Genomic DNA, 26563 nt, shown 5'->3' with positions numbered 1-26563 from the left:
GCGCAAAGAAAAAGGCCGCCCGAAGGCAGCCTTCTCAAAGAAAAACGCTGAAGTGCTTACAGCGAAGACGTGATCTGCAACTCGTCGACGCCGTCGCGGCCGTAGATGTCGTCACGGAACTGCACCACACCCGGCCCGGTCGACCAGGCGGAAATGTAGGTGAAGTAGACCGGCACCGGATTGGTGACCTTAACCGGGGTGCTCTCGCCGGTCTTGATCGCCGCCTCGAAGTGCTGGCGGTCCCAGCCGGGCGTGTCGCGCAGGATCCAGGTCACCAGGTCGCGCACGTTCTGGACGCGCACGCAGCCCGAGGAATCGAAACGCATCAGCTTGCCGAACAGGCTCTGCTGCGGCGTGTCGTGCATGTAGACGCCGTCGGGGCTGGGGAAATTGATCTTCACCGAGGCCATGGCGTTGTTGGCGCCGGGATCCTGACGGAAACGGTACTTCACCGCATCCTCGGTCGACCAGTCGACCGTCATCGGATCGACCTCGCTGCCGTCCGGCGCCAGAAGGCGGATATGGCTGTCCTTGAGGTAGTTCGGATCCTTCCGCATCAGCGGAATGATGTCCTTGCGCACGATCGAGACCGGCGCGTTCCAGTACGGATTGACGATGATCTCGTTGATCTTGGAATTCACGATCGGCGTCTGGCGGTCGACCTTGCCGACGATGGCCGCATGGCGCAGCACGACGCGGCCGTTCTCCACGGCTTCGACCTGCTGGGCCGGAATGTTGACCATGACGTAGCGTTCGCCGAGGAAGCCGCCCATGGAGCGCAGCCGCACCAGATTCGTCTCAAGCTGACCGAGACGCACCTGCGCCGAGACGTTCATCGCCGAATAGGTGTACTTGCCGGTCACGCCGTCGTCCGGCAGGCCATGGCGGATCTGGAAGCGCTTGAGCGCCGAATCGACATAGGAATCGAAAGCGTCCGACAGGCCGGCATTCTGCGGCAGGTCGCCTGAGACCATCAGCCGCCTGCGCAGCGGCACCACGTCGGGGTCGACGACGCCGAGCTTGAGCTTCTTGGTCGCCGGAACCGGCTGCCAGCCTCCCTGCGCGGTGATGCCGCGATAGAGTTCGATGGCCTGCTCGGTAAAGGAGATCGTCTGCGGGCTGAAAATAGGCAGCGTCGAGGCGACCTTGCCGTTGTCGCTGACGCGGGCGTCGAACGTGTCGTCCCAGCTACCCGTGGATTTCAGGATGTCGCCGATCACGTCCTGCGCCCTGGCACCGCCCGAAAACGCGGCGGCGGCGAGCGCAGTGGCTCCGGAAAGGAAAAAACGGCGACTGGTCATCATGGGCGGTCCAGACTTTTCTCGGCTGTTCGGCACTGGGCGGCTTGCGCCGCCGGGCATCGTGCGGATCGCCCGCATACTAGGGTGGGCACTGTTAACAATGTGCCAACCACGAAGGCATCTCGCCTCCTCCGCTATCACTGCGAATATGGCGGCAGCGTGGCGCGTTCGCAAATCAACTGTCCGCGCCGATCGGCAATAAGCGTGAGGCGTGGTTTTTCGGCAACCGTCGCCATCCGCTCGAACCGCAAAGAAAAGGGGCCGCAGCGTTGCGGCTGCGGCCTGACTGGAGGTCACCTTTTCCGGCGGCGCTTCTTTGCGGCGCCACCTGCGTCTCGTTCACATCCGGTAGGCGATGGTATCGTTCCAGAACCGGTCGAGGCGCTGCAAGGCACGGTTCATCTGCGCGAACTCGTCCTGGTTGATACCGCCGACCTGCTCGATCGAACCGACGTGACGCTCGTAGAGGCCGGCGACCACTTCGGCCACCTCCTGACCCGTCTCCGTCAGGCTGATGCGGACGGAACGGCGGTCGATGCGCGAACGCTGGTGGTTGATGAAACCGAGGTCGACCAGCTTCTTGAGGTTGTACGAGACGTTCGAGCCGAGATAGTAGCCTCTGCTGCGCAGCTCGCCGGCGGTCAGTTCGGCATTACCGATGTTGAACAGCAGCAGCGCCTGGATGGCGTTGATGTCAGAACGGCCCTGGCGGTCGAATTCGTCCTTGATGACGTCCAGCAGGCGGCGGTGCAGACGCTCGACCAGCTGAAGCGATTCCATGTACAGCGAACGGATCGCCTCGCGGCGATCGTCGGATCCGGTAGCGGGCTTGGCAGCCTGGCGCGAATTGATCATTGTCTTTGCCTCTCGTTTGTCGCCCGGTGATTTCTTGTTTTTCTCACCTTGGTCGCGACCCTATCGAATACCCATAAAATTCGACTTAAACGCCAAGGCTAACAAGAGCTTACCGGTAAGAGGTTTGCAGACAGGCTTAACGAAATCCCATGCGGGGACGGACAATTAACCTCAATATTTACTGAACGTCCGGAAGGGAATCTGCCTGATGCGGACGATTGGGCCGGGCCTATTGCAACGCCTGCCGCTTCCGCCAGTGGAGGACGATCCGGAAGGCGATATAGAGGAGCGCCACCACGGCATGTGCGGCGACGATCGGCAGTCGCTCGCCGAAGAGCGGGGAGAACCCGCCATACATCGCCGTTTCCGTCGCCGCGCAGATGAACCAGATGACCGGCCCCCAGGACGCCAGCATCCACAGGCCGGCCGCGGCGATGGGAAACAGCACCGCCAGCGTCACCGCCGCCACCTGCCAATGGATCGGCATCAGGTCGAAACGCCACAGCGGCCCCGGATAGAAGCCGACCAGCCGCACCCAATAGAGCACGCCGAACAGCAGGCAATAGACGGCGACGATGCGCTGGAACCAGGAAAAGGCGACTTCCACGCCGGAAGGGCCGAGCACGCGCCGTGAGGTGGCGACGTCGCTCAAAACGTCAGTTCCCGCTTGCCGAGCGGCGCGAAATAGGCGTCGATGTCCGCCGTGGAGACGTCCTCGATCCGCGACGGCTGCCATTTCGGCTGCCGATCCTTGTCGACGATGGCGGCCCGGATGCCTTCGTAAAAATCATGACCGGCGAGCATGCGTACCAGGATGCGGAACTCCATGCGCATGCAGTCCGCCATCGACAGGCCGCGGCCGGCCTCGATCTCGCGCCATGCGACCAGCAGGCTGGTCGGCGAGCGTCCTTCGATCGTCGACAGCGTCCTGGCCGCGAAAGGATCGGCTGCGACCTCGGCCTTCAGGCCCTCAATGATTTCCGGCAGCGACGGCCGCGCGAAATGGCGGCCGATGGCCTCCAGCACCGCCGCCTCCGTTTCACGGGCGGGCGATACCGTCAGTCCCTCCAGCGCGGCATCGGCATCACCGCTGTCGCACAAGCGCTCGGCAAAACGCTCCTGGTCGGCCGCATTGATGGCATGGGTGGCGAGACCGCACCCCAGCACGTCGCCCCAGCCGATCCGGTTGCCGGTCAAGGCGAGGTAGCGGCCGAAATGTCCGCCGAGCTTGGGCAGCAGATGGCTGGCACCGACATCGGGAAAGAAGCCGATGCCGACTTCCGGCATGGCAAACTGGGCGTTTTCGGTCACGACGCGGTGCGAGCCGTGAAAGGAAACGCCGACGCCGCCGCCCATGACGATGCCGTCGATCAGCGCCACATAGGGCTTCCGGTAGCGCTCGATATGGGCGTTCAGCCGGTATTCGTCGGCGAAAAACGCGGCCGGCGGCTCCTCGCCGGCTCGGTGCGCCGCGTAGACCTGCATGATGTCGCCACCGGAGCAGAAGGCCCTGCCCTCGCCCCGGATCAGCACGGCAGCGATCGTCGGATCGTCTTCCCAGGCTGCCAGTGCCTTCGCCAACGCCCGCACCATGCCATGGCTCAGGGCGTTGAGCGCCTTCGGCCGCGTCAGCGTGACGACACCTGCCCGCCCCTTCCGCTCGAAACGGATTTCGTCACCACCGCCAAAATCCATCGACAGATTCTCTCTCCTTGCCCCGGCCTGAAAGTGCTAAGGGGCCAGTCCGCCGACGTCAATTGTCCGGCTACCCCGCGCGCCGAACGCTGGCACAACCATGCCGCATTGGTCTGGCCGCCGGCATCGTGATAAAAGCCCGCCTCGTCTGGAGAACCGGCCATGAACAAATTCAGCGCGGCGAAGGCCGCCGGCACCCGCACCGTCGACGAAATCACCGGCTCGCGCCGCCTCAGGCGCATGCGCAAGGCTGGCTGGTCGCGTCGCCTCGTGCAGGAGAACCGGCTGACGGTGGACGACCTGATCTGGCCGATCTTCGTCGTCGAGGGCACGAACGTGCGCCAGCCGATCGAGGCCATGCCGGGCGTCTTCCGCCTTTCGGTCGATCTGGCGGCGGAGGAAGCCGAGCGTGCGGCAAGGCTCGGCATTCCCGCCATCGCCACCTTCCCGAATGTCGAGCGGTCGCTGCGCGACCAGACCGGCTCGGCCATCCTCGATCCTGACAACCTTATCAACCGCGCTACCCGCGCCATCAAGGCGGCCGCGCCGGACATCGGCGTCATCACCGACGCGGCCCTCGATCCCTTCACCAGCCACGGCCATGACGGCATCGTGCGCGACGGCGTCATCGTCAACGACGAGACCGTCGGGCAGGTGACGGCGGCCGCCGTGCTTCAGGCCGCCGCCGGTGCCGACATCATCGCGCCCTCCGACATGATGGACGGCCGCATCGGCGCCATCCGCGACGCGCTCGACGCCAACGGCTTCCAGGACGTGGCGATCATGTCCTATGCGACCAAGTTCCACTCGGCCTTCTACGGTCCCTACCGCGAGGCGATCGGCACTGCCGGCCTGCTGCAGGGCGACAAGAAGACCTATTACCTCGACCACGCCAATTCCGATGAGGCGGTGCGCGAGGCCGAGCAGGATCTGGCCGAGGGCGCCGACATGATCATGGTCAAGCCCGGCCTGCCCTATCTCGACATCATCCGCCGGCTGAAGGACGAGTTCGCCATGCCGACCTTCGCCTACCAAGTGTCGGGCGAATATGCGATGATCGAGGCGGCCGCCGCCAACGGCTGGATCGATGGCGAGCGCGCCATGCTGGAATCGCTCCTCGCCTTCAAGCGCGCCGGTTGCGACGGCATCCTCACCTACTTCGCGCCGAGAGTGGCTGAACTGCTCAAGGGCTGAGCGACATCGGCCATGGCGCAATCGGAAACGACGGGGCAATCCGCCTACAACGTCCACTGGCGGCGCAATCTCGTCGTTTGCCTGCTGGGGTCCTTCACCACCATCGTGGCGATGACGCTGCTGTTGCCATTCCTGCCGCTTTATGTGGAGGAACTGGGAGCAACGGGCCACGCCGCCATCGTCCAGTGGTCGGGCATCGCCTACGGCGCCACCTTCCTTGCCGCCGCGCTCGTCGCGCCGCTGTGGGGCAAGCTCGGCGACCGCTACGGCCGCAAGCTGATTCTGGTGCGCGCCTCGCTCGGCATGGCTATCTGCATGTCGCTGACCGGCATGGTGCAGAGCGTGTGGCAACTCGTGCTCTTGCGCCTGCTGATCGGCTTTGCCGGCGGCTATTCCTCCGGCTCGACCATCCTCGTCGCCATGCAGACGCCGAAGGACCGCTCCGGCTGGGCGCTGGGCACGCTGTCCGCCGGCATCATGGCCGGCAACCTCGTCGGCCCGCTGGTCGGCGGCGCGCTGCCGCCGTTGATCGGCATCCGCGCCACCTTCCTGCTCGCCGGCGGCGTCATCTTCCTCGCCTTCCTCGCCACCAGTTTTCTCATCAAGGAGGACGCGCACCCGGCGGCCACCAAGGCGCCGGGCGGCAAGGCGAAAAGCGGCTGGTCGCAGATACCCGACAAGCGGCCCGTCACGGCCATGCTGGCGACGGGCATGCTTCTGATGTTCGCCACCATGTCCATCGAGCCGATCATCACGGTCTATGTCGGCCAATTCGTCGAGGACCAGAGCCACGTCACCCTGGTGTCGGGCGTCGTCATGTCGGCCGCCGCACTCGGCGCCATCCTGTCGGCGTCATACCTCGGCAGGCTGGCAGACCGGATCGGCCACTGGACGGTGATCGCCGGCGCGCTGGCGGCGGCCGCGTTGCTGCTCATCCCGCAGGCTTTCGTGACAGCCGGCTGGCAGTTGGTGGCGCTGCGCTTCCTGATGGGACTGGCGCTCGGTGGCCTGCTGCCCAGCGTCACCAGCGTCATCCGCCACAACGTGCCGGACGGCGTCGGCGGCAACGTGCTCGGCCTGTCGGTTTCGGCGCAATATGTCGGCCAGGTCGCCGGCCCGCTGCTCGGCGGCTTCGTCGGCGGCCATTTCGGCATGCGGGCGGTCTTCCTGATGACGGCGGTGCTGATGGCGGCCGGCGCCGTCTACAACTGGCTGGCAAGGGCGTCGCAAGAGAGGCGATCGACACCCGATCGATAGCGAGCGATGGCGATCAGGGACGGTTTGAAGAGCTGGGCGCGGTCGGTCAAACGCGACGTCCATGCGATCTATCTCGCCGCCAGGGATCCGCGAACGCCGTGGTATGCAAAGGCACTGGCGCTTTTCGTAGCCGGCTACGCGCTGTCGCCCATCGACCTTATCCCCGATTTCATACCCGTCCTGGGCTATCTCGACGACGCGATCATCGTGCCGCTGGGGGTTCTGCTCGTCATCAGAATGATCCCGCCGGACGTCATGGCGGAGAAACGGGTCGAGGCCGCCGTAGCCCTCGACCGTCCGGTAAGCCGGACTGCCGCGACCGTTATCGTCGCGCTTTGGATCGCAGCCGTCGCCTTGGCGGCTTGGGGCGGCTATCGCTACCCTTCAGCGCGCTGATTGATACTCCAGGGTCGCTCGCCTGTTCTGCTTCCACTGTCATTTCAATCACGTTTATGAGTCCGCCAACCTCGGATTTGTGTTCGGACTTGAACGGAACGGTTGGCGCGGAGGCGTGTTTTCCATCGGATTCAACGATGGAGCATAAGATGAAAGCCATCCTCGCCGCACTTTTCCTCGCCACCGCCGCCGTACCGGTAACGATGGCGCCTGCCACGGCTGCCAGCGTGACATTTTCCACGAATGGCGGCGATGACGTCGTCATCCGGCGTGATCACCGCCGCCATCACGATCGCGATTCCTGGCGCTACAGCGACCACCGGCGTGACTGGCGCAGGCACCACCGACGCGATTGCCGCACCAAGGTGGTCAAGTCCTGGCATCATCATCGTCGGGTGATCCGCGAAATCACCATCTGCGACTGACAGGCGGGGCCACCGTGGGCGACATCGTGGCCCATGGCGGCCGATCCTGAAATCCCGCATGGTTGAGGCCGCGTTTCACCACGAAGCAAGGCCCTTCATGTCCGACTCGAACCCACCTGGAGCACGGCCCCTCGTTTTTGCCGCCGGTCTCGCCGGCGCGGCCGGCGTCGCCCTGTCGGCAGCCGAGGCCCATACCGGCGGCGCCTTCACCGGCACCGCCGCGACGATGCTGCTCATCCATGCCCCGGCGCTGCTTGCGATCGGGCTCGTCGGCCGCAACGCCCTCCTGTTGCTGGCCGGGCTGGTGCTGGTCGCCGGACTGGTGCTGTTCTGCGGCGATCTCCTGGCACGCGACTTCCTCGGCCACCGCCTGCTTCCGTTCGCCGCCCCAACCGGCGGCACGCTGCTCATCATCGGCTGGCTCGTTGCCGCCGGCTCGTCATTCGTGAGGCCTCGCTCCTGATCCGAAACGCAAGTCTGGCAGACGCAACCGCGCATAGGCTAAGCTGCCGCCGCGACTGGTGAACATCCGCGAGGAGGAACGATGGCACGGCAGGCAGCGGCGACGACCCGTCCGATCCGGCTCGCCGATGTTGCGCGCGCCGCGGGCGTCTCGCACGGAACCGCCTCCAACGTCTTCGGCCGTCCCGAGATCGTGCGCAAGGAGGTACGGGAACGCGTCCACGCGGCCGCCGAGAAGCTCGGCTACGCCGGTCCGGACCCGAAGGGCCGGCTGCTGCGCGCCGGCAAGGTCAACGCCATCGGCGTCGCCACCGCACAGCCGCTGTCCTACTTCTTCGAAGACCCCTTCGCCCGCGTCGTCATGTCCGGCATCAGCCAGGCCTGCGACGCCACCGGCGCCGGCATCTCGCTGGTCTCGGCGGCCAACCAGGAACATCTCGCCTGGAACATCCAGAGCGCGCTGGTCGACGGCTTCATCGTCTTTTGCGTCGAGGGCGGCTCGCGCCTCGTCGAGCTGACGCGCGAGCGCAAGCTGCCTTTCGTGGCGCTCGACTTCGCCTTCGAGGACCAGACCGTAGCGGCCATAGGCGTCGACGACCGTGCCGGCGCGCGACTGGCCGCCCGCCACCTGACAGGGCTCGGCCACCGCCGCTTTGCCGTGCTTTCCCTGCCGTTTGCCGACGACGCAGCGACCGGGCCGGCCTCGCAGGAGAGACGGCGGCGCTCGATCTATGCGGGCACGCGCGACCGCCTGCTGGGCTATTTCGACGTCGTCGCCGAACACGGCATCGATACCGGTTCTGTACCCGTCTACGAGACGCTGAACGACGAGCGCACGGTCCGCGCCGGGCTCAATCACCTCTTTGCGCAACCGGAGCCACCGACCGCGCTGCTCGCCATGTCGGACCGCATCGCGCTCGCCGCGCTGGACTGGCTGCGCGAGCGCCGCCTTTCCGTTCCAAGCCGAATCTCCGTGGTCGGCTTCGACGGCGTGCCGGAGGGCGCGATTTCCATCCCGCCGCTGACCACCGTCGTGCAGCCGATGGCCGAAATGGGCCGCCGTGCCGCCCGCGCCATCCTAGAGCACGACGGCTCGCTGCCGCGCGAGACGATGCCCCTAGAGCTGGTCGTGCGCGGCTCGACCGGCTCCGTCTGATCGTCTGATATCCGGAAACGCTTGAACGGCGCCGCCTGCCGCCCCATGTTTGTGCCGTCACCGCACCACATGCGGCCGAACGGAAAGGAAAGCGGACCACCATGAACGCACGCGTTCTCGACGGTGAGATCATCACGTCCCGGCTGGACGATGCACGGGCCTATGACGGCGTGCGCACGCGGCGCGTAGTGGCCTGCCTGATCGACTATCTGATCGTCGGCCTGCTGACGATCCCGTTCGCCATCCTCGTGCTCATTCTGGGACTGCTGACGCTCGGCCTCGGCTGGATGCTTTTTACCGTTCTGGTTCCCGCCGTCGCCATCCTCTACATCTGGAACACGCTCGGCGGGAAAGACCAGGCCACGGTCGGCATGAAGATGATGGATATCCGCCTCGACCGTCTCGACGGCGCGCCCATCGACGGCATGACGGCGGTGGTGCATTCGGTGCTGTTCTGGGCCGGCAACGTCGTGCTGACGCCGCTGATCCTGCTAGTGACGCTGTTCAGCGACCGCAAGCGCACCCTGCACGATCTGCTGCTCGGCACAGTGGTAAGCCGCGCCGACCGCTGATCCCGCTGGGGTTTCCCGCGATTTTGCCGGTATTCCCCGCTGCAAAAGGCGGGGTCTACACAATATTGTTGAATTTTCCGCCGCTCGCGCCAAAGGTATGACGATTCGTGAGGCCGGCTTGCAGACTCGATGACGCAGCACCCGACACAATCGCCGCAGTTCTTCCTGACAGCGCCCTCGCCCTGCCCCTATCTCGACGGCCAGTTCGAGCGGAAGGTCTTCACTCATCTCGTCGGCGACAAGGCGCCGGAGATGAACGACCTGCTGACGCAAGGCGGCTTCCGCCGCTCGCAGAACATCGCCTACCGTCCCGCCTGCGAAACCTGCCGCGCCTGCGTGTCGGTACGCATCCTGGCCGGCGAGTTCACGCCCAGCCGCAACATGCGCCGCGTCCTCCACGCCAATTCAGACCTGATCGGCGTCATGCACGACGCCGAACCGTCGACGGAGCAATATTCACTGTTCCGCTCCTATCTCGATGCCCGCCACCGCAAGGGCGGCATGTCGGACATGACAGTCCTCGACTACGCCATGATGGTCGAGGACACACACGTGAACACCAAGATTATCGAGTACCGCCGCCGCGGCCCCGATACCTTCATCACCGGCCGCGGCCATGGCGAACTGATCGCGGTGGCGCTGTCGGACCAGATGGCAGACGGCCTTTCGATGGTCTATTCCTATTTCGACCCCGAACTGGCCGACCGCTCCCTCGGCACCTTCATGATCCTCGACCACATCAACCGCGCCAAGGCCATGGGGCTGCCGCACGTCTATCTCGGCTACTGGGTCAACGGCTCGCGCAAGATGAACTACAAGATGCGCTTCATGCCGCAGGAGCATCTCGGTCCCAAAGGCTGGGAACGCTTCGAAGGTTGATCCCCGCCTCTGGCTGACAGAGTTTCAAGCCGTGGCCGCTTTGTTCGGCGTCCCGCTCCTGTAGAAGACGACCTTCCTCCAGCAGCGGGCGGCCCTTCTTGACGACCACTCACGACCATCACGCCAAGGGCCTGCTCATCACCGCCATCGGCGGCATGACGCTGACCGTCGACATTCCGCTGATCCGGCTGGCCGACGGCGAACCGTGGTCGATCCTGATGACCCGCACCGGCATGACCCTGCTGGCCGCGCTGGTCATCTGGGCGGTGTGGCGCCTGTTCTCGCCGAAAGCCCCGCAGCTCATTCCCGGCCGCGCCGGCCTCGTCGTGGCGGCCCTCTACGGCCTCGGCTCGATCACCTTCATCACCGCCGTCTTCAACACCTCGACGGCGAACCTGGTCTTCATCCTCGCTTTCAATCCGATGTTCTCGGCCCTGCTGTCCTGGCTGTTCCTGGGCGAGCGGCCGCGGCCGGCCACCTTCGTCGCCATGGCCGCGATGATTGTCGGCGTCGCCATCATCGTCGGCGACTCGATGGGGTCCGGCCATTTGTTCGGCAACGTTCTGGCGCTGAGCTCGGCGCTGTGCATCGCCGGCGCCATCACCATTTCGCGCGCCAGCGGCAAGGACATGGGCTTCACGTCGCTGATCGGTGTCGTCCTGCCCTTCCTTGTCGCCGCCTTCATGGTCGGCAAGACCGGCTATCAGGTGGCAGAGCCGTGGTGGATCGTCTTCAACGGCGCGGTCATCATGCCGATCTCGTTCTTCTGCCTCGCCGCCGGCCCGCGCTATATCTCAGGCGCGGAAGTTTCCATGTTCTACCTTCTGGAAACGGTGCTGGCGCCCGTCTGGGTGTGGATGATCTTTTCCGAGGTGCCGAGCCGCAACAGCTTGATCGGCGGCACCATCCTGATCGTCGCCCTGATCGCGCATTCGCTATGGCAATTGCATGAAGGGCGACGGCGACGGACAGCGCTCGCCGCCCGTCACCCGGCCTGAGACTTCCGCTCCGCGACGAGCTCGACCGGTGCGGGCTCCTCGTCCTGCGCGATCGCCGGCGGTGCCGTATCCGTCACCTCGCGCAGCCATTCGCGCCATATCGCCACCAGCAGCGCCATCAACACGGGGCCGATGAAGAGCCCGAGGAAGCCCATCGTCTTCACCCCGCCGATAAGGCCGAAGAAGGTCGGCAGGAACGGCAGCTTGATCGGCCCGCCGACCAGCTTGGGGCGGATCGTCTTGTCGACGATGAACAGCTCCACCGCCCCCCACAGGAACAGCGCCAGCCCGGCGAAGGGCGAGCCGCTGGCCGCCAGGTAGATGGAGACCAGCGTGAACGACAGCGGCGCCCCGCCCGGTATCAGCGCCATCACGCCGGTCAGCACTCCCAGCGTCACCGGCGACGGCACGCCCGCCAGCCAGTAGGCGATGCCCAGCACCACCCCCTCGCCGATGGCGATGATGGTCATGCCGGTGACGGTCGACGAGATGGTCGCCGGCACCACGCGCGAAATGCGTTCCCAGCGCATCGGCAGGATGCGCTCGCCCAGCTTGTCGATCTGCGCGGCGAAGCTTTCGCCGTCGCGATAGACGAAGAACAGCGCGATCAGCATGAACAGGATGGTCAGCAGCAGCGAAAACGCGCTGCCGCCGGCGGCCAGCACCGTCTGGTAGATGGAGCGGATGTTGGCGCCGCTGACGATCTGGATCAGTTCGCCGATCCCGCCGCGATGGCCGAACTGTGCCTGCCACTGCTGGTTAAGCCATTCGCCGACCACCGGCAGGCTGGCGATCCAGTGCGGCGTCGGCGCGCCGGAGCGGTTCGCCTCGATTGCCCAGATGCCCCATTCGCGCATCTCATGCACGGCGTACTTGCCTGCAAACGAAATCGGGATGACCAGGAAGGCGAGGATGGACAGGATGGCGATGGTGGCCGCCCAGGTGCGGTTGCCGCCGACCGCGGTGAGCAACCGCCGGTAGAGCGGCCAGCTCGCAAAGGCGATGACCAGCGCCGCCAGCACCGGAAACAGGAAGCCGTGGAAGAAATAGACGCCTGCGGCCACGATCAGCAGCAATAGCCACCGCGCAGCCGACAGCGGCGGCACGACGGCGGCTCTCAGCGGCGCCGATACGCCGAACAGACGCGGCTGCCGTTCGACCTTGCGGATTTCCCGTTCCTGCAAATGCGTTCCCCGATTGGCCGGCTTACGAAGCAACAGCTTTTGTCACAACATAGTGCAGCAATCGTGACCACAATCCAAATACGTTATGGGTCTTGCCCGCAGACCGCAGAGATAGCGGCAAACCGGTGTTGCGTCAGCCTTCGCCCGGCTGGCCAGTGGGGCGCAGAATGCCGATCAGCGTCGCCCGTACCAGCGTTTCCAGCTTCTCCAGCGGCACGCCGCGCGCCGGCAGGTCGTTCAGCGCCATGCCGTTTATGATGGCCAGCAGCGTCGGCACCACAACGTCGAGCTCGACGGCGGGGTCGATCTCGCCGCGATCCATAGCTTCGCCGAGATAGGCGCGGAACATGGCCTGCACCTGCTCGACATGGCACCGGCATGTCGATTCGACGGCGTTGTTGCGGGCGGCCTCCGCGCAGATCTCGGCAAACAGCGGCGCGGCGCGGCTCTCGTGCATGTGGCGGATATGGGTCATCGCGCCGAGCACCATGCCCTCGATGACGTCCGCCTTGGCCGTCACCGCCTTGAACAGCGTCGCATCCTCGCGCCGATCCGCCTCGCAGATCGCCGCGATGATCGCCTCCTTGGAAGCGAAATAGCGATAGAGCGCGCCTGGGCTCATGCCGGCCTCAGTGCAGATGTCGTGCATCGACGCGCCCTGGAAGCCGGCGCGAACGAAACAGGCCTTGGCCGCTTCGAGGATGCGTTGAACCTGGCGCTCGCGCCGTTCAGGGCGTGTGCACGGCAACATGGCAGCAGCCTCGCCGTCGATCGCCTTTTGCAGGTTGCCAAGCAGGGTTTCCATTGCTATCCATTCGCGCGAATGATCGTTCGCTCTTTACGCGAATGATTATTCTCGTGCAAGATGACGCGACGGAATCAGAGAAGACACGATGGAGAGGCGCCGCTTGGGCTGGGGTAAAGCGGCGTGTCGACGCGACCATCAAGGTGGTAAGCGATGAACGGACCTGCAAGCATCCCCAACGATCATACTGACACCTGCCGCCGCCCGGGCGAGCCGCCGTACATGACCTTCATCGAGGCGATGCGGCCGCTGACGGGCAAGTGGAAGATCGAAATCCTGTGGGTGCTGGCGCAGCGCACCCGCCGCTTCGGCGAGCTGCGGCGCGCGCTGCCCGGCATCACCCAGCACATGCTGTCGCTCAGGTTGCGCGAACTGGAGGCCGACGGGCTGGTGACGCGCACCGTCTATCCGGAGAATGTGTTGAGGGTGGAATACGAGATCAGCGAAGCCGTGCATGGCCTGAAGCCGGTCTTCCGCGCCGTCATCGGCTGGTCGCAGGAATACGGCCCCCTCGCCCGCAGGCTCCGGCAGGAAAACGACGCCGGCCCGGAGAGTGGCGACGACCTCGCCGCCTGAAGCTGTCAGTCGGCCGGGCTGTAACCGGCGATATGGCCGAAGGCGTAGCCCCGGGCGCGCAGGCCGGCAATCAGCGCCGTCAGGTTGACGACGCCGTCGAATTTGTCCTGAAACATCTGGTCGTGCATGAGCAGGATCAGCTTGTCCTTTTCCAGCATATGGCCGTAGGCGAACAGGCGCGCGATCTCGTCCACCAGCCGTTCGGCCTTCTGCACCGGCTTGCCGGTGCCATCGTGAAACCACTCGAAATCCCAGCCGTAGACGTCGAAGTCCGACGCCGCGACGAACTCGAAGTCGACCTGCTCGCTGGCCGCCTGCACTTCACCGACGCTGAGGTCGTTGCGCGAGACGTAGCGCAGCCGGAACACGTCGCGCCCCGGCAGGCGCGCCGGCACCGGCTTCACCGTCAGGCCGAGCACAGCATTGGCCTTCAGCATATCGGCCACCACGCCTTCGGTATCGGCATAGAAGGCCTTGTAGCGGTTGTTGGCATGCGAAAAAGAGTGGTTGCCGATCGTCACCAGCGGCATCGCCTTAGCTCTTGCCAGCAGCGCCTTGCGCTCGGACGACGCCAGCACATGCTGACCGACCATGAACAGCGTCGCCGGAACCTGCTCCTGCTCCAGCACGGAAAGCACATTTGACGTGCCGTCGAGCGGCCCGTCGTCGAAAGTGAGATAGACCGTGCGCTGCGCGGCCTGCGCCGGCGCGGCAATCATGAAAACCACAAGCAAGACCGTCAGCGCCGCGCCTGCCGCAATCGGTAAGCGCGGGGCCGGCCTTGCCGTCATCCGAACCGGCCCGTCTTCGGGAAGCCCTTCGGCACCATGCGGCCGGCCGAGGCGCGCACGCCGATCCATTCGGCAAGCTCCGCCTGGCTGCGGGTGAAGGTGCGGTCGGCCGAATCCTGCCACGACAGGCCGTCGGCCATGGCGAAGGTCTTCAGGTCGAGCATGCCGCCGTCCTTGTACTTCTGCAGCCGCACGCCTTTGCCGCGCGTCATTTCCGGCACTTCGGCAAGCGGGAACACCAGCATCTTGCGGTTCTCGCCGACGATTGCGGCATGGTCGCCCGCCACCGGCACGCAGCGCTTGGCTTCGTCCGGCGCCTTGACGTTCATCACCTGCCTGCCCTTGCGGGTATTGGCCACCACCTCGGTTTCTGGCACGACGAAGCCGTTGCCCTGATGCGAAACGAGCAGCAGCTTGCGGCCGGCATCGTGCACGAAGGCGGTGACGATGTCCTGATCGTTCTCCATGTCGACGATGATGCGGATCGGCTCGCCATGGCCGCGCCCGCCGGGCAGCCGGTCGGCGCCGATGGTGTAGAACTTGCCGCCGGTGGTGAAGATCAAAATCTTGTCGGTGGTCTGCGCCGGGAAAGCGAATTTCAGCGAATCGCCTTCCTTGAAGGTGAATTGCGAATGGTCGGACAGATGGCCCTTCATCGCCCGCAGCCAGCCCTTTTCGGAGACGATGACCGTCACCGGCTCCTTCTCGATCATCGCATTATGGATCTCCGACAGGTCATGCTCCGGCGCTTCCGCGAAAGTCGTACGGCGCTTGCCGATCTCGGTCTCCGGTCCGAACCGCTCGCGCAGTTCGCCGATCTGCCACTTGATCGTCTTCCACTGCATCGCCTCGGAGGCAAGCAGAGCCTCGATCTGCTTCTTTTCTTCCGTGAGCCCGTCGAACTCCTTGCGGATCTCGAACTCTTCCAGCTTGCGCAGGGCGCGCAGGCGCATGTTGAGGATCGCTTCGGCCTGGGTGTCGGTCAGGTCCCAGCGCTTCATCATGACGGGCTTGGGCTCGTCCTCCTCGCGGATGATGCGGATCACCTCGTCGATGTTGAGATAGGCGATCAGATAGCCGGCGAGGATTTCCAGCCGGCGCTCGATCTCGCCCAGCCGGTGCTTGGAGCGGCGGATCAGCACCTCGCGGCGATGGTCGAGCCATTCCTGCAAGGCGCTCTTCAGGGAGAGCACGTTCGGCACCTTGCCGCGCGACAGCACGTTCATGTTGAGCGGGAAGCGGCTTTCCAGTTCCGTCAGCTTGAACAGCGATTCCATCAGAAGGCCGGGATCGACCGTGCGGCTCTTCGGCACCAGCACGACGCGGATGTCCTCCGCGCTTTCGTCGCGGATGTCTTCCAGGAGAGGCAGCTTGCGCGCGATGAGCAGTTCGGCCGCCTTCTCGATCAGCCGCGACTTCTGCACGCCATAGGGGATTTCGGTGACGACGATGACCCAGGTGCCCCGGCCCTGGTCTTCCTGATGCCATTTCGCCCTGACGCGAAAACCGCCGCGGCCGGTCTCGTAGGCGTCGAGGATCGACTTGCGGTCGTCGACGATGATGCCGCCGGTCGGGAAATCCGGCCCCTGCACGAACTGCACGAGGTCGGCGACCGAAGCGGCCGGATTGTCGATCAGCAGAAGCGCGGCATCCAGCAATTCGGCCGCATTATGCGGCGGGATCGAGGTCGCCATGCCAACCGCGATGCCGGACGAGCCGTTGGCAAGCAGGTTCGGGAAGGCGCCGGGCAGGACCGACGGCTCCTCGTCCTCCTCGTTATAGGTCGGGCGGAAATCGACCGCGTCCTCGGTGATGCCGGCAAGCAGCTCGGTCGCCACCTCGGTCATGCGCGCCTCGGTGTAGCGCATGGCGGCGGCGTTATCGCCGTCGATGTTGCCGAAATTGCCCTGCCCGTCGACCAGCGGGTAGCGCATGGAGAAATCCTGCGCCAGACGCACCAGCGCGTCGTAGATCGACTGGTCGCCGTGCGGATGGAACTTGCCCATCACCTCGCCGACGATGCGCGCGCACTTGGCGAAGCCCTGGTCGGGGTTGAGGCGCAGAAGGCGCATGGCGTGCATGATGCGCCGATGCACCGGCTTCATGCCGTCGCGAACGTCCGGCAGGGCGCGGTGCATGATGGTCGACAGCGCATAGGCGAGATAGCGCTCCTCGAGCGCCTTCTTCAGGTCGACCGGTTCGATATTGTCGTCGTCGCCGCCCCCCGGCGGTACAAGGCTCTTTCCCATGGCTTCGGACTAACCGAGCCGGTGATTCGCGGCAAGGGTCGATGGTGGCGCAGAGGCGTCAAGCACAATCGGGAATGGCAGCGACTCCCACTCCGTCGCGCGAAGCGCGCCAGAGTGGGGGTGATTTGCTTCGAGCCTATCGCCTACGCCGCCGCCAGCAAACTCGCATTGCCACCAGCAGCGGTCGTGTCCACGCAGACCGCCCGCTCGTGCACATAGGCCGCCGGATAATAAACCTCACCGACCAGCGGCACGATCGGCCCGTCGCGTTCGGCGATAACCTGCCGCACGACACGCATCGCCTCCGCCGTTCCCGAAAACGCCACCACGTCGACCTTGAGCGCCCGCGCCTCGACCGGATCGGGGCGGCCGTCGATGGCCGCCAGCGGCAGGCCTTTGCCGGTCAGCGCCGAAAGTGCTGCCGGCGCTCCTGGCGCGACCGCCAGCACGGCATTGCCGGCGGCGAGCGCCTGGATGGTCTGGGCAAGGAGCGTGTCGGCATCCGGCCCGAGCACCAGCACCCGGCCGCGCGGCGCCAGCGAAAGCGTGTTCGCCTCACCGGTCGGTCCCGGCAGGTCGATCTGGCCGTATTCCAGGCTGGATGCGGCGGCGATGGCCGCGGCGCCCTTGCCGCGCAGGTGCTTGCGCAGGATGGCGATGCGGTCGGCGCGCGTCGACCAGCCGCCGAGCGCCGGATCGGGCAGGTTGTCGGCAAGCTCGCTCGCCGTCACCTTGCGGCCCTCGGCCACGTGCGTGCCGGCTTCCGCACCTTTGCGGAAACGGCGCAGGTAGTGCGGCCCGCCCGCCTTCGGCCCGGTGCCCGACAACCCCTCGCCGCCGAAGGGCTGCGAACCGACCACAGCGCCGATCTGGTTGCGGTTGACGTAGATGTTGCCGGCGTGGATGCCGTCGACGAAATGCTGCACCCGGCCCTCGATGCGCGTATGCAGGCCGAAGGTCAGGCCGTAGCCCTTGCGGTTGATTGCCGAAATCACGCGATCGATGTTCTCGGCCTCGAAAGTGGCGACGTGCAGCACCGGGCCGAACACCTCGCGTTCCATCTCTTCGATGCCCTTCACCCGGAACACCGAGGGCGCGACGAAGCGGCCCTCGCCCGGCACATCGAGCTTTGCCAGCGTCCGTCCCTCTCCGTCCATCGCCTCGACATAGGCGCCGATGGCGGCCCTAGCCTCGTCGTCGATGACCGGCCCGACATCGGTGGCGACCTGCCACGGATCGCCGACCTTCAGCGCCGCAAGCGCGCCTTTCAGCATCTCCAGCACCTTCTTTTCCACATCCTTCTGCACATAGAGCACGCGCAGCGCCGAGCAGCGCTGGCCGGCGCTCTGGAAAGCCGAGGCCAGCACGTCGCGCACCGCCTGTTCGGGGAGCGCGGTGGAATCGACGATCATGGCGTTCAGCCCGCCCGTCTCGGCGATCAGCATGGCGTCGGGTGCGGCTGTCTTGGCCAGTTGCTTCTCGATCAGCTTGGCGACCTCAGTCGAACCGGTGAAGCAGACGCCGGCGATACGCGGATCGGCCGTCAGCGGCGCGCCGACGCTGGGCCCGTCGCCCGGCAGAAGCTGGATAACGTCTTGCGGCACGCCCGCCTCGCGCAGCAGTTCGACGGCGCGGAAGGCGATCAGCGGCGTCTGCTCCGCCGGCTTGGCGATCACCGCATTGCCGGTGACGAGCGCGGCGGCGATCTGCCCGGTGAAGATGGCGAGCGGGAAATTCCACGGCGAGATGCACACGATAGCGCCGCGCGCCTCGGTGCCCGTCTCAGCCTCCGCCGCCTGCTGCGCATAATAGCGCAGGAAATCCACCGCCTCGCGCACTTCCGCCACGCCGTCGGCCAACACCTTGCCGGCCTCGCGGGTGCATAGCGCGAAGAACTCCACCGCGTGTTTTTCATAGAGATCGGCGGCGCGGCGCAGGATCGCGGCGCGCTCGGCGACCGACGTCTTCGCCCAGCCCGGCTGCGCCTCGACAGCGAGAGCGACTGCCTTGGCCGCCTGCTCCGCCGTCGCCTCGGTGACCATACCCACCACCTCCGACGGCTTGGCAGGGTTGTTGACCGGCCGCGCCTTGCCCTTGCCGGCGGCACGGGTGAGCGGCTTTGCATGCCAGTGGTCGGCGCCGGCGAACTTTTCGCGTTCCTTCTCGATCGCCGCCAGCGTCACCGGGTCGGTGATGTCGAAGCCTTTGGCGTTGCTGCGGTTGCCGCCGAAGATGGCCGCCGGCGTCGGGATATTGGGATTAGCCGCAGGCCCCTGCGCTTCGACCACCGAGAGCGGATCGCGCGCGATGTCCTCGGGCGCCACATCCTCGTCGGTGATCTGATGGACGAAGGAGGAATTGGCGCCGTTTTCCAACAGGCGCCGCACCAGATAGGCCAGAAGATCCGAATGCGCGCCCACCGGCGCATAGATCCGGCAGCGCGTGCCCTCGGCCTTGCGCACCGTCTCGTGCAGGGATTCGCCCATGCCGTGCAGGCGCTGGAACTCGAAACTGTCGCGGTCCGTCGCCATCGACAGGATGGCGGCGACGGTGTGCGCGTTGTGGGTGGCGAACTGCGGATAGATGCGGTCCGTCATGGAGAGCAATTTGCGCGCGCAGGCGAGATAGGACACGTCCGTGTTGGGCTTGCGGGTGAACACCGGGTAGCCCGGCAGGCCGAGCACCTGCGCCCGCTTGATCTCGGTGTCCCAATAGGCGCCCTTGACGAGGCGCACCATGATGCGCCGGTCCAGCTTTTTGGCCAGCGCGTGCAGCCAGTCGATGGCGTAGAAGGCACGCGGGCCATAGGCCTGCACGACGACGCCGAAGCCATCCCAGTCGGCCAGCCGGGGATCGGCCAGCACGCGCTCGATGACGTCGAGCGACAGGTCGAGCCGGTCGGCCTCCTCCGCGTCGACGTTGAGGCCCATGCGGGCGTGCCGCGCCTGCAGGGCGAGCGACAGGAGCCGCTCCGCCATCATCGGCAGCATCGTCTCCCTGTGCAGGATCTCATAGCGCGGATGCAACGCCGAAAGCTTGACCGAAATGCCGTGGTTCAGGCGGATATCGGGGCCGTTCGAGCCGGCGTCGAGCGAGGAGATCGCGTCGGAATAGGCCTTCAGGTAGCGCAGCGCGTCCGCTTCGGTGCGGGCCGCCTCGCCCAGCATGTCGAAGGAATAGAGATAGCCCTTGCGCGTCATGCCGCTGCCGCGCTTCATCGCTTCGGCGATGGTGCGGCCGAGCACGAACTGCTCGCCCATCTCGCGCATCGCCGCCGCCACCGCCTTGCGGATGACCGGCTCGCCAAGCCGGCGCACCATGCCGCGCAGCGTCCGTTCGATCGAGCCTTCGCCCTCCTCCAGCACCCGCCCGGTCAGCATCAGCGCCCAGGTCGAGGCATTAACGAAGATGGAGCTGGATTCGCCCGAATGCGCCGACCAGTCGTGCGGCGCGATCTTGTCGGCGATCAGGTCGTCCATCGTCTCGGCGTCCGGCACGCGCAGCAGCGCCTCGGCCAGGCACATCAGCGCCACGCCCTCCTTGGTGGAGAGTCCGTAGGCCGAGAGGAACACCTCCATAAGTCGCGGATCGGTCGAACCGCGCACCGCGCGCACCAGATCGGCCGCGCGCTTCGAGATCGCCGCACGATCCTCCTGCGTCAATCCTGTCGCCGCCGCCAGCCGTTGCACGGCCTCGTCCTCGTTCGGCAGATAGGTGGCGCGGATCTGTTGGCGGATCGTGTCGAGCGCGGGCATGGCGGTCCTGTCGAAATGCGCGTTGATAGGTGCGCGCGAGGCTAGCACAGCCCTTGGCAACAAACCGATCCAAAGAAATCGACAGGAAAGGCCAATCAGTCTAATACAGAACGGAAAAGTAATCGATTTGGATCGCATTCAGGATCATGGAAGACCATCTGGATCGCATAGACCGCAATATCCTTGTCGTGCTCGCGCGCAGCGGCCGGCTGTCCATGGCCGAGCTCGCCGAACGCGTCGGCCTGTCGAAGACGCCGGTGCAGGCGCGCGTGAAGCGGCTGGAGAAGGACGGTTTCATCCGCGGCTATGCGGCCATCGTCGACCGCGAGAAGATGGGCGAAGGCCATGTCGCCTTCGTGCAGGTGAAGCTCTCGGACACGCGCTCGGCCGCGCTCGACGCCTTCAACCGCGCCGTGACGGGCGTTCCGGAAATCGAGCAGTGCCACATGATGGCGGCCAGCTTCGACTATCTCCTGAAAGTGCGCACGCGCGACATTGCCGCCTACCGCCGCGTGCTGGGCGAACGCATCTCCGCCCTGCCGCATGTGGCGCAGACCTCGACCTTCGTGGCGATGGAGACGGTCAAGGACCGGTAGAGCCTCACAACACGAAGTTGAAGACGACCGAATCCGAGCCCTGCGCGGCCGATACGGTCAACCGAAGCTGCCACCAGCCGCGCATCGAGAATTTCACACCGTCGATGCGGTAGCGTCCCTGCCCGAGATAATCCGCCACTTGCGGACTGGTCGGCAAAAGGTTGCTGTTGCGCGGCATGCCGCCTGAAATATCGACGGCTGCATACTCGACCGGCGCGCCCGCCTTCGTCGTCAGCGTCAGTTGCCAGCTTTGCAGTTCGCCGACCCGCACGGCACCGCTTTGCGGCCTGATGGCGACGACGAACAGGCCGTTCGCGGTCGCCCTGGTGCGCGACAGGTCCGGCCCCTGCCCGCTGCCGTGCAGGTAAGCGACAAGCACGACGCCCGTCAGCACAACCGCCAGCCCGAGCACGGCAAGGCCATATCGCCAGATCGAGTTCAAACCGTCTCCCGTTCATGCTGTACGCACGCAACCGTAGCAGGCCGCATCTCACGGCGCGGGGCGACAGTCAAACGCGTTCCGAAGCATGGCGTTGCCGTGACAAAAAGGCTACAGGGTCCGCAATCACGCAGGAGGAATCGATGGCAACAGACAGCGCCCGGCCCGGCATCGTCACGATCGGCGAATGCATGATCGAACTGTCGGGCCAGGGCGACGGCTGGAAGATGGGCTTTGCCGGCGACACCCTCAACACGCTGTGGGCGCTGCATGCGCTTTGTCCGGACCGTTCGGCCACCTATGTCTCCGCTTTCGGCGACGACCCGTTCTCGCGCGACCAGATCGCCTTCTTCGGCCGGCACGGCATCGGCATCGGCGCCAGTCCCGTCATCGCCGGCGCGCGGCCGGGCCTCTACGCCATCACGCTGACCGGCGCCGAGCGCGCCTTCACCTACTGGCGTGCCGACGCCGCAGCCAAGCAGCTCGCCTCCGATCCTACCGCGCTGGCGAAGAATCTTGAAAATCAATCGCTTGTCTACTTTTCCGGAATCACTTTGGCAATCCTGGAGGGAGCCGCGCGCGATGGCTTGCTCGCCGCCGTCGCAGCCGCCAGATCGGCTGGCAGCCTGATCGCCTTCGATCCCAACTACCGGCCGCGCCTGTGGCAGAGCAAAGACGAGGCGCAGGCCGCGATCGCCCGCGCGCTGGAACTGACCGACATCGCCCTGCCGACCTTTCCGGACGAACAGGCGCTCTATGGCGACGCCACTCCCGAAACGACGGCGAGGAGGATTGGCGAGCAGGTCAAGGAAGTGGTGGTCAAGAACGGCGAGCAGCCGGCGCTGGTCCATGCCGGCGGGCAGGCGCAGTCCGTCGCCGCAATCCATGTCGCCGAACCCGTCGACACCACCGGCGCCGGCGATTCCTTCAATGGCGGTTACCTTGCGGCTCGCCTTGCGGGGCATACGCCGGGCGAAGCGGCACGCCGCGCCCACAAGGTCGCCGCTGCCGTGGTCCAGGTGCGCGGCGCGCTTGCTCCATTCGAGGTGCTTCGGGAGGCGTTCAGGGCTTGAATTCCGTCAATCCATCCGGAAGCGGTATTCGGTGACGTGATGGTAGGTGTCGCCCGGCAGCAGCGTCGCTTGCGGAAAATACGGGCGGTTCGGCGCATCGGGCCACACCTGCGGCTCCAGGCACAGGCCCGAGAAAGCCTCGTAGCGCAGGCCGCCGAGGCCGGGCCGGCCGGGCGTGACGTGCTGGCCGGTATAGAACTGCAGGCCCGGCTCCGTCGTCCACACTTCCATCTCCACGCCCGAAGTGGCGCCCTGCACCCATGCCGCCTGTTTCAGCGGCCCACGTGCCGATGCAAGGCAAAGGTTGACGTCGTATGGAAGCGGCTGGCCGCCGGCCTCGGCCTGCAGCGAGCGGGCCTGGCGGAAATCGAAGGGCGTGCCTTCCACCGGCTCCACCGCGCCGGTCGGGATCATGTCCGCGTCGACCGGCAGGTAGGCCGATCCCTGCAGCATCAGGCGATGTCCGAGGATATCGCCGGCACCGCCGTCGTCGAGATTGAAATAGGAGTGCTGCGTCAGGTTGCAGACGGTCGGCTGGTCGGTCGTCGCGGTCAGTTCCACCGACAGCGTTCCGGGAATCTTCAGCCGATAGGTGCAGGTCGCTTCCAGCGCGCCGGGAAAGCCCATTGTGCCGTCCGGATCGTGCAACGTGAACGTGACGAAATCGCGCCCATGCAGCGAAACCGACCACGGCCGACGGGAAAATCCGTCGATGCCCCCATGCAGCAGGTGCTTGCCGAGGAAATTTCGGTCGGTCTGGTAGCGGCTGCCGAACAGGGTGAAGCGTCCGTCGCGGATGCGGTTGGCGTAGCGGCCGACGACGGCGCCAAAGAAGGCGGTGTCGTTCTCGTAGTCGTCGAGGCGCTCGTAGCCGAGCACCAGCGGCGCGTCGTGCCCGGCCAGCCTCAGGTCCTGGATGACGGCGCCCCAGCCGATGATGCTGGCGGTCAACCCGCCGCCGCGAATGGTAAAGCGGGGGATATCCTCCCCCGCTCGCGTCTTGCCGAAAATCTCGCCGTCCTTCATCAGGGTCGGGACCTGTCGTTGGGCCGAAATACTATCCGGACGGCGGGCAGGATCAAAGACCCAGGCCGCCGATGCAGACGTATTTCGTGTCGAGATAGTCGTCGAGGCCCTGATGGCCGCCCTCGCGACCGAGTCCAGACTCCTTCACGCCGCCGAACGGCGCCTCCGGCGTGGTGATGATGCCCTCGTTGACGCCGACCATGCCGTATTTCAGCCCTTCCATCACACGGAAGGCGCGGCCGAGATCGCCGGTGTAGAAATAGCAGGCCAGCCCGAATTCGGTGTCGTTGGCGAGCGCCACCGCCTCTTCCTCGGTCTCGAACTTGAACACCGGGGCGAGCGGCCCGAAGATCTCTTCCTTCATGAACATCATGTTCGGCGTCGCGCCCGAAATCACCGTCGGCTCGAAGAACGAACCGCCCAGCGCGTGGCGTTTGCCGCCCGACACCACCTTGCCGCCCTTGGCCTTGGCGTCCGCGATGAATTCCTCGACCTTCTCGACCGCCTTGATGTCGATCAGCGGGCCCTGCTGCACACCGTCGTCGAGACCCGAGCCGACCTTCAGCCCCTTCGAGGCCTCGGCAAGCTTCTCGACGAACTTGTCGTGGATGCCGGCCTGCACGAAGAAGCGGTTGGTGCACACGCAGGTCTGGCCCGAATTGCGATACTTGGCGGCGATGGCGCCCTGCACGGCGCGGTCTAGATCGGCGTCGTCGAACACCAGAAACGGCGCATTGCCGCCGAGTTCCATCGACACCTTCTTCACCGTCGAAGCCGACTTCTGGATCAGCATCTTGCCGACTTCCGTCGAGCCGGTGAAGGTGATCTTCTTGACCAGCGGGTTGGCGCAAATCTCGTCGCCGATCTCGCCGGCCGAACCGGTGACGATGTTGACGACACCCTTCGGAATGCCGACCTCCTCGCACAGCGCGCCCCAGGCAAGGCCGGAATACGGCGTCTGCGAGGCCGGCTTGACCACCGCCGTGCAGCCGGCTGCCAGCGCCGGGCCGATCTTGCGCGACAGCATGGAGGACGGGAAGTTCCACGGCGTGATGGCGGCGATGACGCCGACCGGCTCGCGCGTTACCAGAACGCGGCGGTCGGCCCACGGCGACGGCACCACGTCGCCATAGGCGCGGCGTGCTTCCTCGGCGAACCACAGCACGTAGGCGGCCGACGAGCCGACCTCGCCCTTCGATTCGGTGAGCGACTTGCCCTGCTCGAGGGTCAGCAGCTCCGCCAGCGCGTCCTGGTTGTCCATGATGGCATCGTGCAGCTTGCGCAAAAGCTTCGAGCGCTCCAGCGCGGACGTCTTGCGGAACGACAGGAACGCCTGCTGTGCCGCCTCGATGGCGCGCCGGGTCTCGGCCTTGCCCGATTTCGGCACGGTGCCGATCTTCAGGCCGGTCGCCGGATTGGTAACGTCGATGGTCTGGCCGGAATCGGCCTGCACCCATTCGCCGTTGATCAGGTTCGCCTGTTTCATGAACTGGCTGGTCTTCTGGAGCATGATCTTGCCTCCGCTGGGGGCGCGCCGAGGGCGCGGGGCTGGAAATTCATCGCTGCACGCGCGCCCGGCCGACGGCCTGCGCACTGGACCACCGCTCTTACTCCACGGCAGGGGCCGCAATCAATCGATATAGGGCGGCCCAAGCAGTGGGCCAAGGCAGGCTACAAGCAGAAAATAGCTTTTGTCAGACAAATAGGAAGTTGACGATAGCGAGCCAGAACGAGGTCGTGACCACGGCCAGAGCCGTCGTCAGCGTCATCTGGTTGGAGGCCAGCGCCTGACCGGTGCCGAACTGCGAAGCGATCAGGTAGGAATTGACGCCGGCTGGCAGCGCTGCGGCCAGCACCGCGACCTACGCCGTCAGCGGCGGCAGGCCGAACAGCCATGCCGTCGCCAACGCTGTGGCCGGCATCAGGAACAGCTTCAGAACCGACAGCGCCATCGCCGGACGGATCGTGCCCGATATGCCGAAGCGGCACAGGCCGAGCCCCATGGCGAACAGCGCCACCGGCCCCGCGACACCGGCCAGGGCCTCGACGAGCCGATCGGCGAGCACCGGCAGAGGCAGGCCGGCCGTACGCCATATCCAACCGGCAAGGATGCCGATTACCAGCGGATTGGAGAAGACGCGGCGCGCGAACACGCGCAGGACCCGCGAAAAGTGAACGCGGCCGTCGCTTTTCGGACCGAAAAGCTCGAACAGCACGACCGAGGCCAGGATCATCGTCGGCAGATGCACCGACACCAGCAGCGACAGCACCTCGAAGCCCGGCGTGCCGAACACGCCGAGAACGAAGGGAATGCCGAGCAGAACGAGATTGGAGAAGGCCGAGGACACGCCGCCGACGACGCCGACACGCGCATCCCGCCCGAAGACCCGCGTCACGAGCATATGGCCGACGACCCAGGTAACCGCCGCGGCGGAAAAATAAGCGCCCCAGAAGGCCCAGGGCGCCGCACCGTGGAAATCGGCCTTGAGCATGGTGCGGAACAGAAGCAGCGGCATCGCCACGTTGACGGCGAATTCCGCCACCCCCTCACCCGTCTCGGCCTTCAGGTATCCGGTGCGGCCGGAAAGATAGCCGAGCGCGACGAGGCCGAAGACGAACAGGACGGTAGCGGTAAGCGGGGACATGCCGGCTCCGGTTTGCGGGGCGCCCCCTGATAGGCGAGAGCCGGAAGCCGCGCAACAAGGACCGGCCTGTCGCCCGCCCGCATTTCAGCCATGCTGCCGGCAGCGGCATCGTTTCGATACAAAGCTCGGCCAAGAGCCGGTGCCATCAAAGGACGGCTTGCGGCAAATGCCCAATTTTCCTCACGGTTGGCTGACAGCGTCGCTAAGGGTTGATGGGTCGAACGGCAGGCGGGA

The 26563-nt window shown here is 65.7% G+C and carries 24 protein-coding genes and 1 pseudogene; 12 read left to right on the top strand and 13 right to left on the bottom strand.

Going from position 1 to position 26563, the window contains the following annotated elements; translation table 11 throughout:
- Nucleotides 1-56: 56 nt before the first annotated feature.
- The 4 genes from E6C48_RS01795 to E6C48_RS01780 form a co-directional block, all read right to left on the bottom strand.
- Nucleotides 57-1304 (bottom strand): L,D-transpeptidase family protein, encoded by a 1248-nt coding sequence (locus E6C48_RS01795; RefSeq protein WP_136353364.1) that lies wholly within the window; start codon nucleotides 1302-1304, stop codon nucleotides 57-59.
- A 336-nt stretch (nucleotides 1305-1640) separates the two neighbouring features.
- Complete coding sequence (gene ldtR / locus E6C48_RS01790) at nucleotides 1641-2156, bottom strand: transcriptional regulator LdtR (protein WP_136353362.1); 516 nt, start codon at nucleotides 2154-2156, stop codon at nucleotides 1641-1643.
- Nucleotides 2157-2385: 229 nt separating this feature from the next.
- Nucleotides 2386-2808 carry a DUF6163 family protein gene (locus E6C48_RS01785; protein WP_136353348.1) on the bottom strand — a complete coding sequence of 141 codons (423 nt, stop codon included), beginning with the start codon at nucleotides 2806-2808 and terminating at the stop codon, nucleotides 2386-2388.
- On the bottom strand, nucleotides 2805-3851 hold the full coding sequence (locus tag E6C48_RS01780) for an enoyl-CoA hydratase/isomerase family protein (RefSeq protein WP_136353346.1): 1047 nt from the start codon (nucleotides 3849-3851) through the stop codon (nucleotides 2805-2807). Before E6C48_RS01780 ends, E6C48_RS01785 begins: the two co-directional genes overlap by 4 nt.
- Nucleotides 3852-4013: 162 nt before the next feature.
- On the opposite strand from E6C48_RS01780, the gene hemB reads away from it, so the two are divergent.
- From hemB to E6C48_RS01735, 9 genes are all read left to right on the top strand, one after another.
- Complete coding sequence (gene hemB, locus E6C48_RS01775) at nucleotides 4014-5045, top strand: porphobilinogen synthase (protein WP_136353344.1); 1032 nt, start codon at nucleotides 4014-4016, stop codon at nucleotides 5043-5045.
- A 12-nt stretch (nucleotides 5046-5057) separates the two neighbouring features.
- The gene (locus E6C48_RS01770; protein WP_136353342.1) at nucleotides 5058-6302 is read left to right on the top strand and encodes a multidrug efflux MFS transporter; all 1245 of its coding nucleotides are present in this window, start codon (nucleotides 5058-5060) and stop codon (nucleotides 6300-6302) included.
- Nucleotides 6303-6308: 6 nt separating this feature from the next.
- Nucleotides 6309-6698 (top strand): YkvA family protein, encoded by a 390-nt coding sequence (locus E6C48_RS01765; protein WP_168734421.1) that lies wholly within the window; start codon nucleotides 6309-6311, stop codon nucleotides 6696-6698.
- 149 nt (nucleotides 6699-6847) lie between these two features.
- Nucleotides 6848-7123 carry a hypothetical protein gene (locus E6C48_RS01760; RefSeq protein ID WP_136353340.1) on the top strand — a complete coding sequence of 92 codons (276 nt, stop codon included), beginning with the start codon at nucleotides 6848-6850 and terminating at the stop codon, nucleotides 7121-7123.
- A 97-nt stretch (nucleotides 7124-7220) separates the two neighbouring features.
- Nucleotides 7221-7586 (top strand): DUF423 domain-containing protein, encoded by a 366-nt coding sequence (locus E6C48_RS01755; RefSeq protein ID WP_136353338.1) that lies wholly within the window; start codon nucleotides 7221-7223, stop codon nucleotides 7584-7586.
- 81 nt (nucleotides 7587-7667) lie between these two features.
- The gene (locus E6C48_RS01750) at nucleotides 7668-8741 is read left to right on the top strand and encodes a LacI family DNA-binding transcriptional regulator (RefSeq protein WP_136353336.1); all 1074 of its coding nucleotides are present in this window, start codon (nucleotides 7668-7670) and stop codon (nucleotides 8739-8741) included.
- 101 nt (nucleotides 8742-8842) lie between these two features.
- Entirely contained in the window at nucleotides 8843-9313 is a 471-nt protein-coding gene (locus E6C48_RS01745) for an RDD family protein (RefSeq protein WP_136353334.1), read from the top strand.
- Between the two features lie 129 nt (nucleotides 9314-9442).
- Nucleotides 9443-10192 carry an arginyltransferase gene (locus E6C48_RS01740; RefSeq protein WP_136353332.1) on the top strand — a complete coding sequence of 250 codons (750 nt, stop codon included), beginning with the start codon at nucleotides 9443-9445 and terminating at the stop codon, nucleotides 10190-10192.
- 98 nt (nucleotides 10193-10290) lie between these two features.
- Entirely contained in the window at nucleotides 10291-11190 is a 900-nt protein-coding gene (locus E6C48_RS01735) for a DMT family transporter (RefSeq protein ID WP_456238539.1), read from the top strand.
- On the opposite strand, the gene E6C48_RS01730 is transcribed toward E6C48_RS01735, so the two are convergent.
- Both E6C48_RS01730 and E6C48_RS01725 read right to left on the bottom strand, forming a co-directional pair.
- Nucleotides 11178-12374 (bottom strand): AI-2E family transporter, encoded by a 1197-nt coding sequence (locus tag E6C48_RS01730; protein ID WP_136353330.1) that lies wholly within the window; start codon nucleotides 12372-12374, stop codon nucleotides 11178-11180. The two genes, E6C48_RS01735 and E6C48_RS01730, sit on opposite strands and share 13 nt — an antisense overlap.
- A gap of 133 nt (nucleotides 12375-12507) precedes the next feature.
- Entirely contained in the window at nucleotides 12508-13179 is a 672-nt protein-coding gene (locus E6C48_RS01725) for a TetR/AcrR family transcriptional regulator (protein WP_136353328.1), read from the bottom strand.
- 222 nt (nucleotides 13180-13401) lie between these two features.
- Here E6C48_RS01725 and E6C48_RS01720 point away from each other — a divergent pair, with 222 nt between their 5' ends.
- Nucleotides 13402-13755, top strand: a complete 354-nt coding sequence (locus E6C48_RS01720) for a winged helix-turn-helix transcriptional regulator (RefSeq protein WP_136353983.1) — start codon at nucleotides 13402-13404, stop codon at nucleotides 13753-13755.
- Nucleotides 13756-13760: 5 nt separating this feature from the next.
- Here the strand turns inward: E6C48_RS01720 and E6C48_RS01715 are convergent, their stop codons facing one another.
- The 3 genes from E6C48_RS01715 to putA all read right to left on the bottom strand — a co-directional run bounded on the left by E6C48_RS01715 (nucleotide 13761) and on the right by putA (nucleotide 20550).
- Nucleotides 13761-14483 carry a polysaccharide deacetylase family protein gene (locus E6C48_RS01715; RefSeq protein ID WP_230978651.1) on the bottom strand — a complete coding sequence of 241 codons (723 nt, stop codon included), beginning with the start codon at nucleotides 14481-14483 and terminating at the stop codon, nucleotides 13761-13763.
- A 59-nt stretch (nucleotides 14484-14542) separates the two neighbouring features.
- Entirely contained in the window at nucleotides 14543-16795 is a 2253-nt protein-coding gene (gene parC / locus E6C48_RS01710; protein WP_136353326.1) for a DNA topoisomerase IV subunit A, read from the bottom strand.
- Between the two features lie 143 nt (nucleotides 16796-16938).
- A complete protein-coding gene (putA, locus tag E6C48_RS01705; protein WP_136353324.1) occupies nucleotides 16939-20550 on the bottom strand; it encodes a bifunctional proline dehydrogenase/L-glutamate gamma-semialdehyde dehydrogenase PutA in 3612 nt (1203 codons plus the stop codon).
- Nucleotides 20551-20696: 146 nt separating this feature from the next.
- Between putA and E6C48_RS01700 the strand changes: the two genes are divergently transcribed.
- A complete protein-coding gene (locus tag E6C48_RS01700) occupies nucleotides 20697-21146 on the top strand; it encodes an Lrp/AsnC ligand binding domain-containing protein (RefSeq protein ID WP_407940935.1) in 450 nt (149 codons plus the stop codon).
- A gap of 4 nt (nucleotides 21147-21150) precedes the next feature.
- Here the strand turns inward: E6C48_RS01700 and E6C48_RS01695 are convergent, their stop codons facing one another.
- Nucleotides 21151-21588: a FixH family protein gene (locus E6C48_RS01695; protein WP_136353320.1), complete on the bottom strand. Its 438-nt coding sequence runs from the start codon at nucleotides 21586-21588 to the stop codon at nucleotides 21151-21153.
- A gap of 140 nt (nucleotides 21589-21728) precedes the next feature.
- On the opposite strand from E6C48_RS01695, the gene E6C48_RS01690 reads away from it, so the two are divergent.
- Nucleotides 21729-22658 carry a sugar kinase gene (locus tag E6C48_RS01690; RefSeq protein WP_136353318.1) on the top strand — a complete coding sequence of 310 codons (930 nt, stop codon included), beginning with the start codon at nucleotides 21729-21731 and terminating at the stop codon, nucleotides 22656-22658.
- A gap of 6 nt (nucleotides 22659-22664) precedes the next feature.
- Here the strand turns inward: E6C48_RS01690 and E6C48_RS01685 are convergent, their stop codons facing one another.
- The 3 genes and pseudogenes from E6C48_RS01685 to E6C48_RS01675 form a co-directional block, all read right to left on the bottom strand.
- The gene (locus tag E6C48_RS01685; protein WP_136353316.1) at nucleotides 22665-23684 is read right to left on the bottom strand and encodes an aldose epimerase family protein; all 1020 of its coding nucleotides are present in this window, start codon (nucleotides 23682-23684) and stop codon (nucleotides 22665-22667) included.
- 52 nt (nucleotides 23685-23736) lie between these two features.
- Nucleotides 23737-25194 (bottom strand): NAD-dependent succinate-semialdehyde dehydrogenase, encoded by a 1458-nt coding sequence (locus E6C48_RS01680; protein WP_136353309.1) that lies wholly within the window; start codon nucleotides 25192-25194, stop codon nucleotides 23737-23739.
- 184 nt (nucleotides 25195-25378) lie between these two features.
- Nucleotides 25379-26329: pseudogene (locus E6C48_RS01675) on the bottom strand (AEC family transporter).
- Between the last annotated feature and the right edge of the window lie 234 nt (nucleotides 26330-26563).

The organism is Ollibium composti (assembly GCF_004801285.1).
Lineage (GTDB): Bacteria > Pseudomonadota > Alphaproteobacteria > Rhizobiales > Rhizobiaceae > Mesorhizobium > Mesorhizobium composti.
The sequence above is the reverse complement of the archived record's forward strand: the minus strand, read 5'-3'. Positions and strand labels throughout refer to the sequence as shown.

Coding starts and splice junctions, on each gene's coding strand:
- ldtR (WP_136353362.1), bottom strand. CDS start 2,156: ATGATCAATTCGCGCCAGGCTGCCAAGCCCGCTACCGGATCCGACGAT.
- E6C48_RS01780 (WP_136353346.1), bottom strand. CDS start 3,851: ATGGATTTTGGCGGTGGTGACGAAATCCGTTTCGAGCGGAAGGGGCGG.
- E6C48_RS01745 (WP_136353334.1), top strand. CDS start 8,843: ATGAACGCACGCGTTCTCGACGGTGAGATCATCACGTCCCGGCTGGAC.
- E6C48_RS01725 (WP_136353328.1), bottom strand. CDS start 13,179: ATGGAAACCCTGCTTGGCAACCTGCAAAAGGCGATCGACGGCGAGGCT.
- E6C48_RS01720 (WP_136353983.1), top strand. CDS start 13,402: ATGACCTTCATCGAGGCGATGCGGCCGCTGACGGGCAAGTGGAAGATC.
- E6C48_RS01680 (WP_136353309.1), bottom strand. CDS start 25,194: ATGCTCCAGAAGACCAGCCAGTTCATGAAACAGGCGAACCTGATCAAC.
- E6C48_RS01740 (WP_136353332.1), top strand. CDS start 9,443: ATGACGCAGCACCCGACACAATCGCCGCAGTTCTTCCTGACAGCGCCC.
- putA (WP_136353324.1), bottom strand. CDS start 20,550: ATGCCCGCGCTCGACACGATCCGCCAACAGATCCGCGCCACCTATCTG.
- parC (WP_136353326.1), bottom strand. CDS start 16,795: ATGGGAAAGAGCCTTGTACCGCCGGGGGGCGGCGACGACGACAATATC.
- E6C48_RS01770 (WP_136353342.1), top strand. CDS start 5,058: ATGGCGCAATCGGAAACGACGGGGCAATCCGCCTACAACGTCCACTGG.
- E6C48_RS01795 (WP_136353364.1), bottom strand. CDS start 1,304: ATGATGACCAGTCGCCGTTTTTTCCTTTCCGGAGCCACTGCGCTCGCC.
- E6C48_RS01685 (WP_136353316.1), bottom strand. CDS start 23,684: ATGAAGGACGGCGAGATTTTCGGCAAGACGCGAGCGGGGGAGGATATC.
- E6C48_RS01750 (WP_136353336.1), top strand. CDS start 7,668: ATGGCACGGCAGGCAGCGGCGACGACCCGTCCGATCCGGCTCGCCGAT.
- E6C48_RS01700 (WP_407940935.1), top strand. CDS start 20,697: ATGGAAGACCATCTGGATCGCATAGACCGCAATATCCTTGTCGTGCTC.
- E6C48_RS01755 (WP_136353338.1), top strand. CDS start 7,221: ATGTCCGACTCGAACCCACCTGGAGCACGGCCCCTCGTTTTTGCCGCC.
- hemB (WP_136353344.1), top strand. CDS start 4,014: ATGAACAAATTCAGCGCGGCGAAGGCCGCCGGCACCCGCACCGTCGAC.
- E6C48_RS01765 (WP_168734421.1), top strand. CDS start 6,309: ATGGCGATCAGGGACGGTTTGAAGAGCTGGGCGCGGTCGGTCAAACGC.
- E6C48_RS01690 (WP_136353318.1), top strand. CDS start 21,729: ATGGCAACAGACAGCGCCCGGCCCGGCATCGTCACGATCGGCGAATGC.
- E6C48_RS01760 (WP_136353340.1), top strand. CDS start 6,848: ATGAAAGCCATCCTCGCCGCACTTTTCCTCGCCACCGCCGCCGTACCG.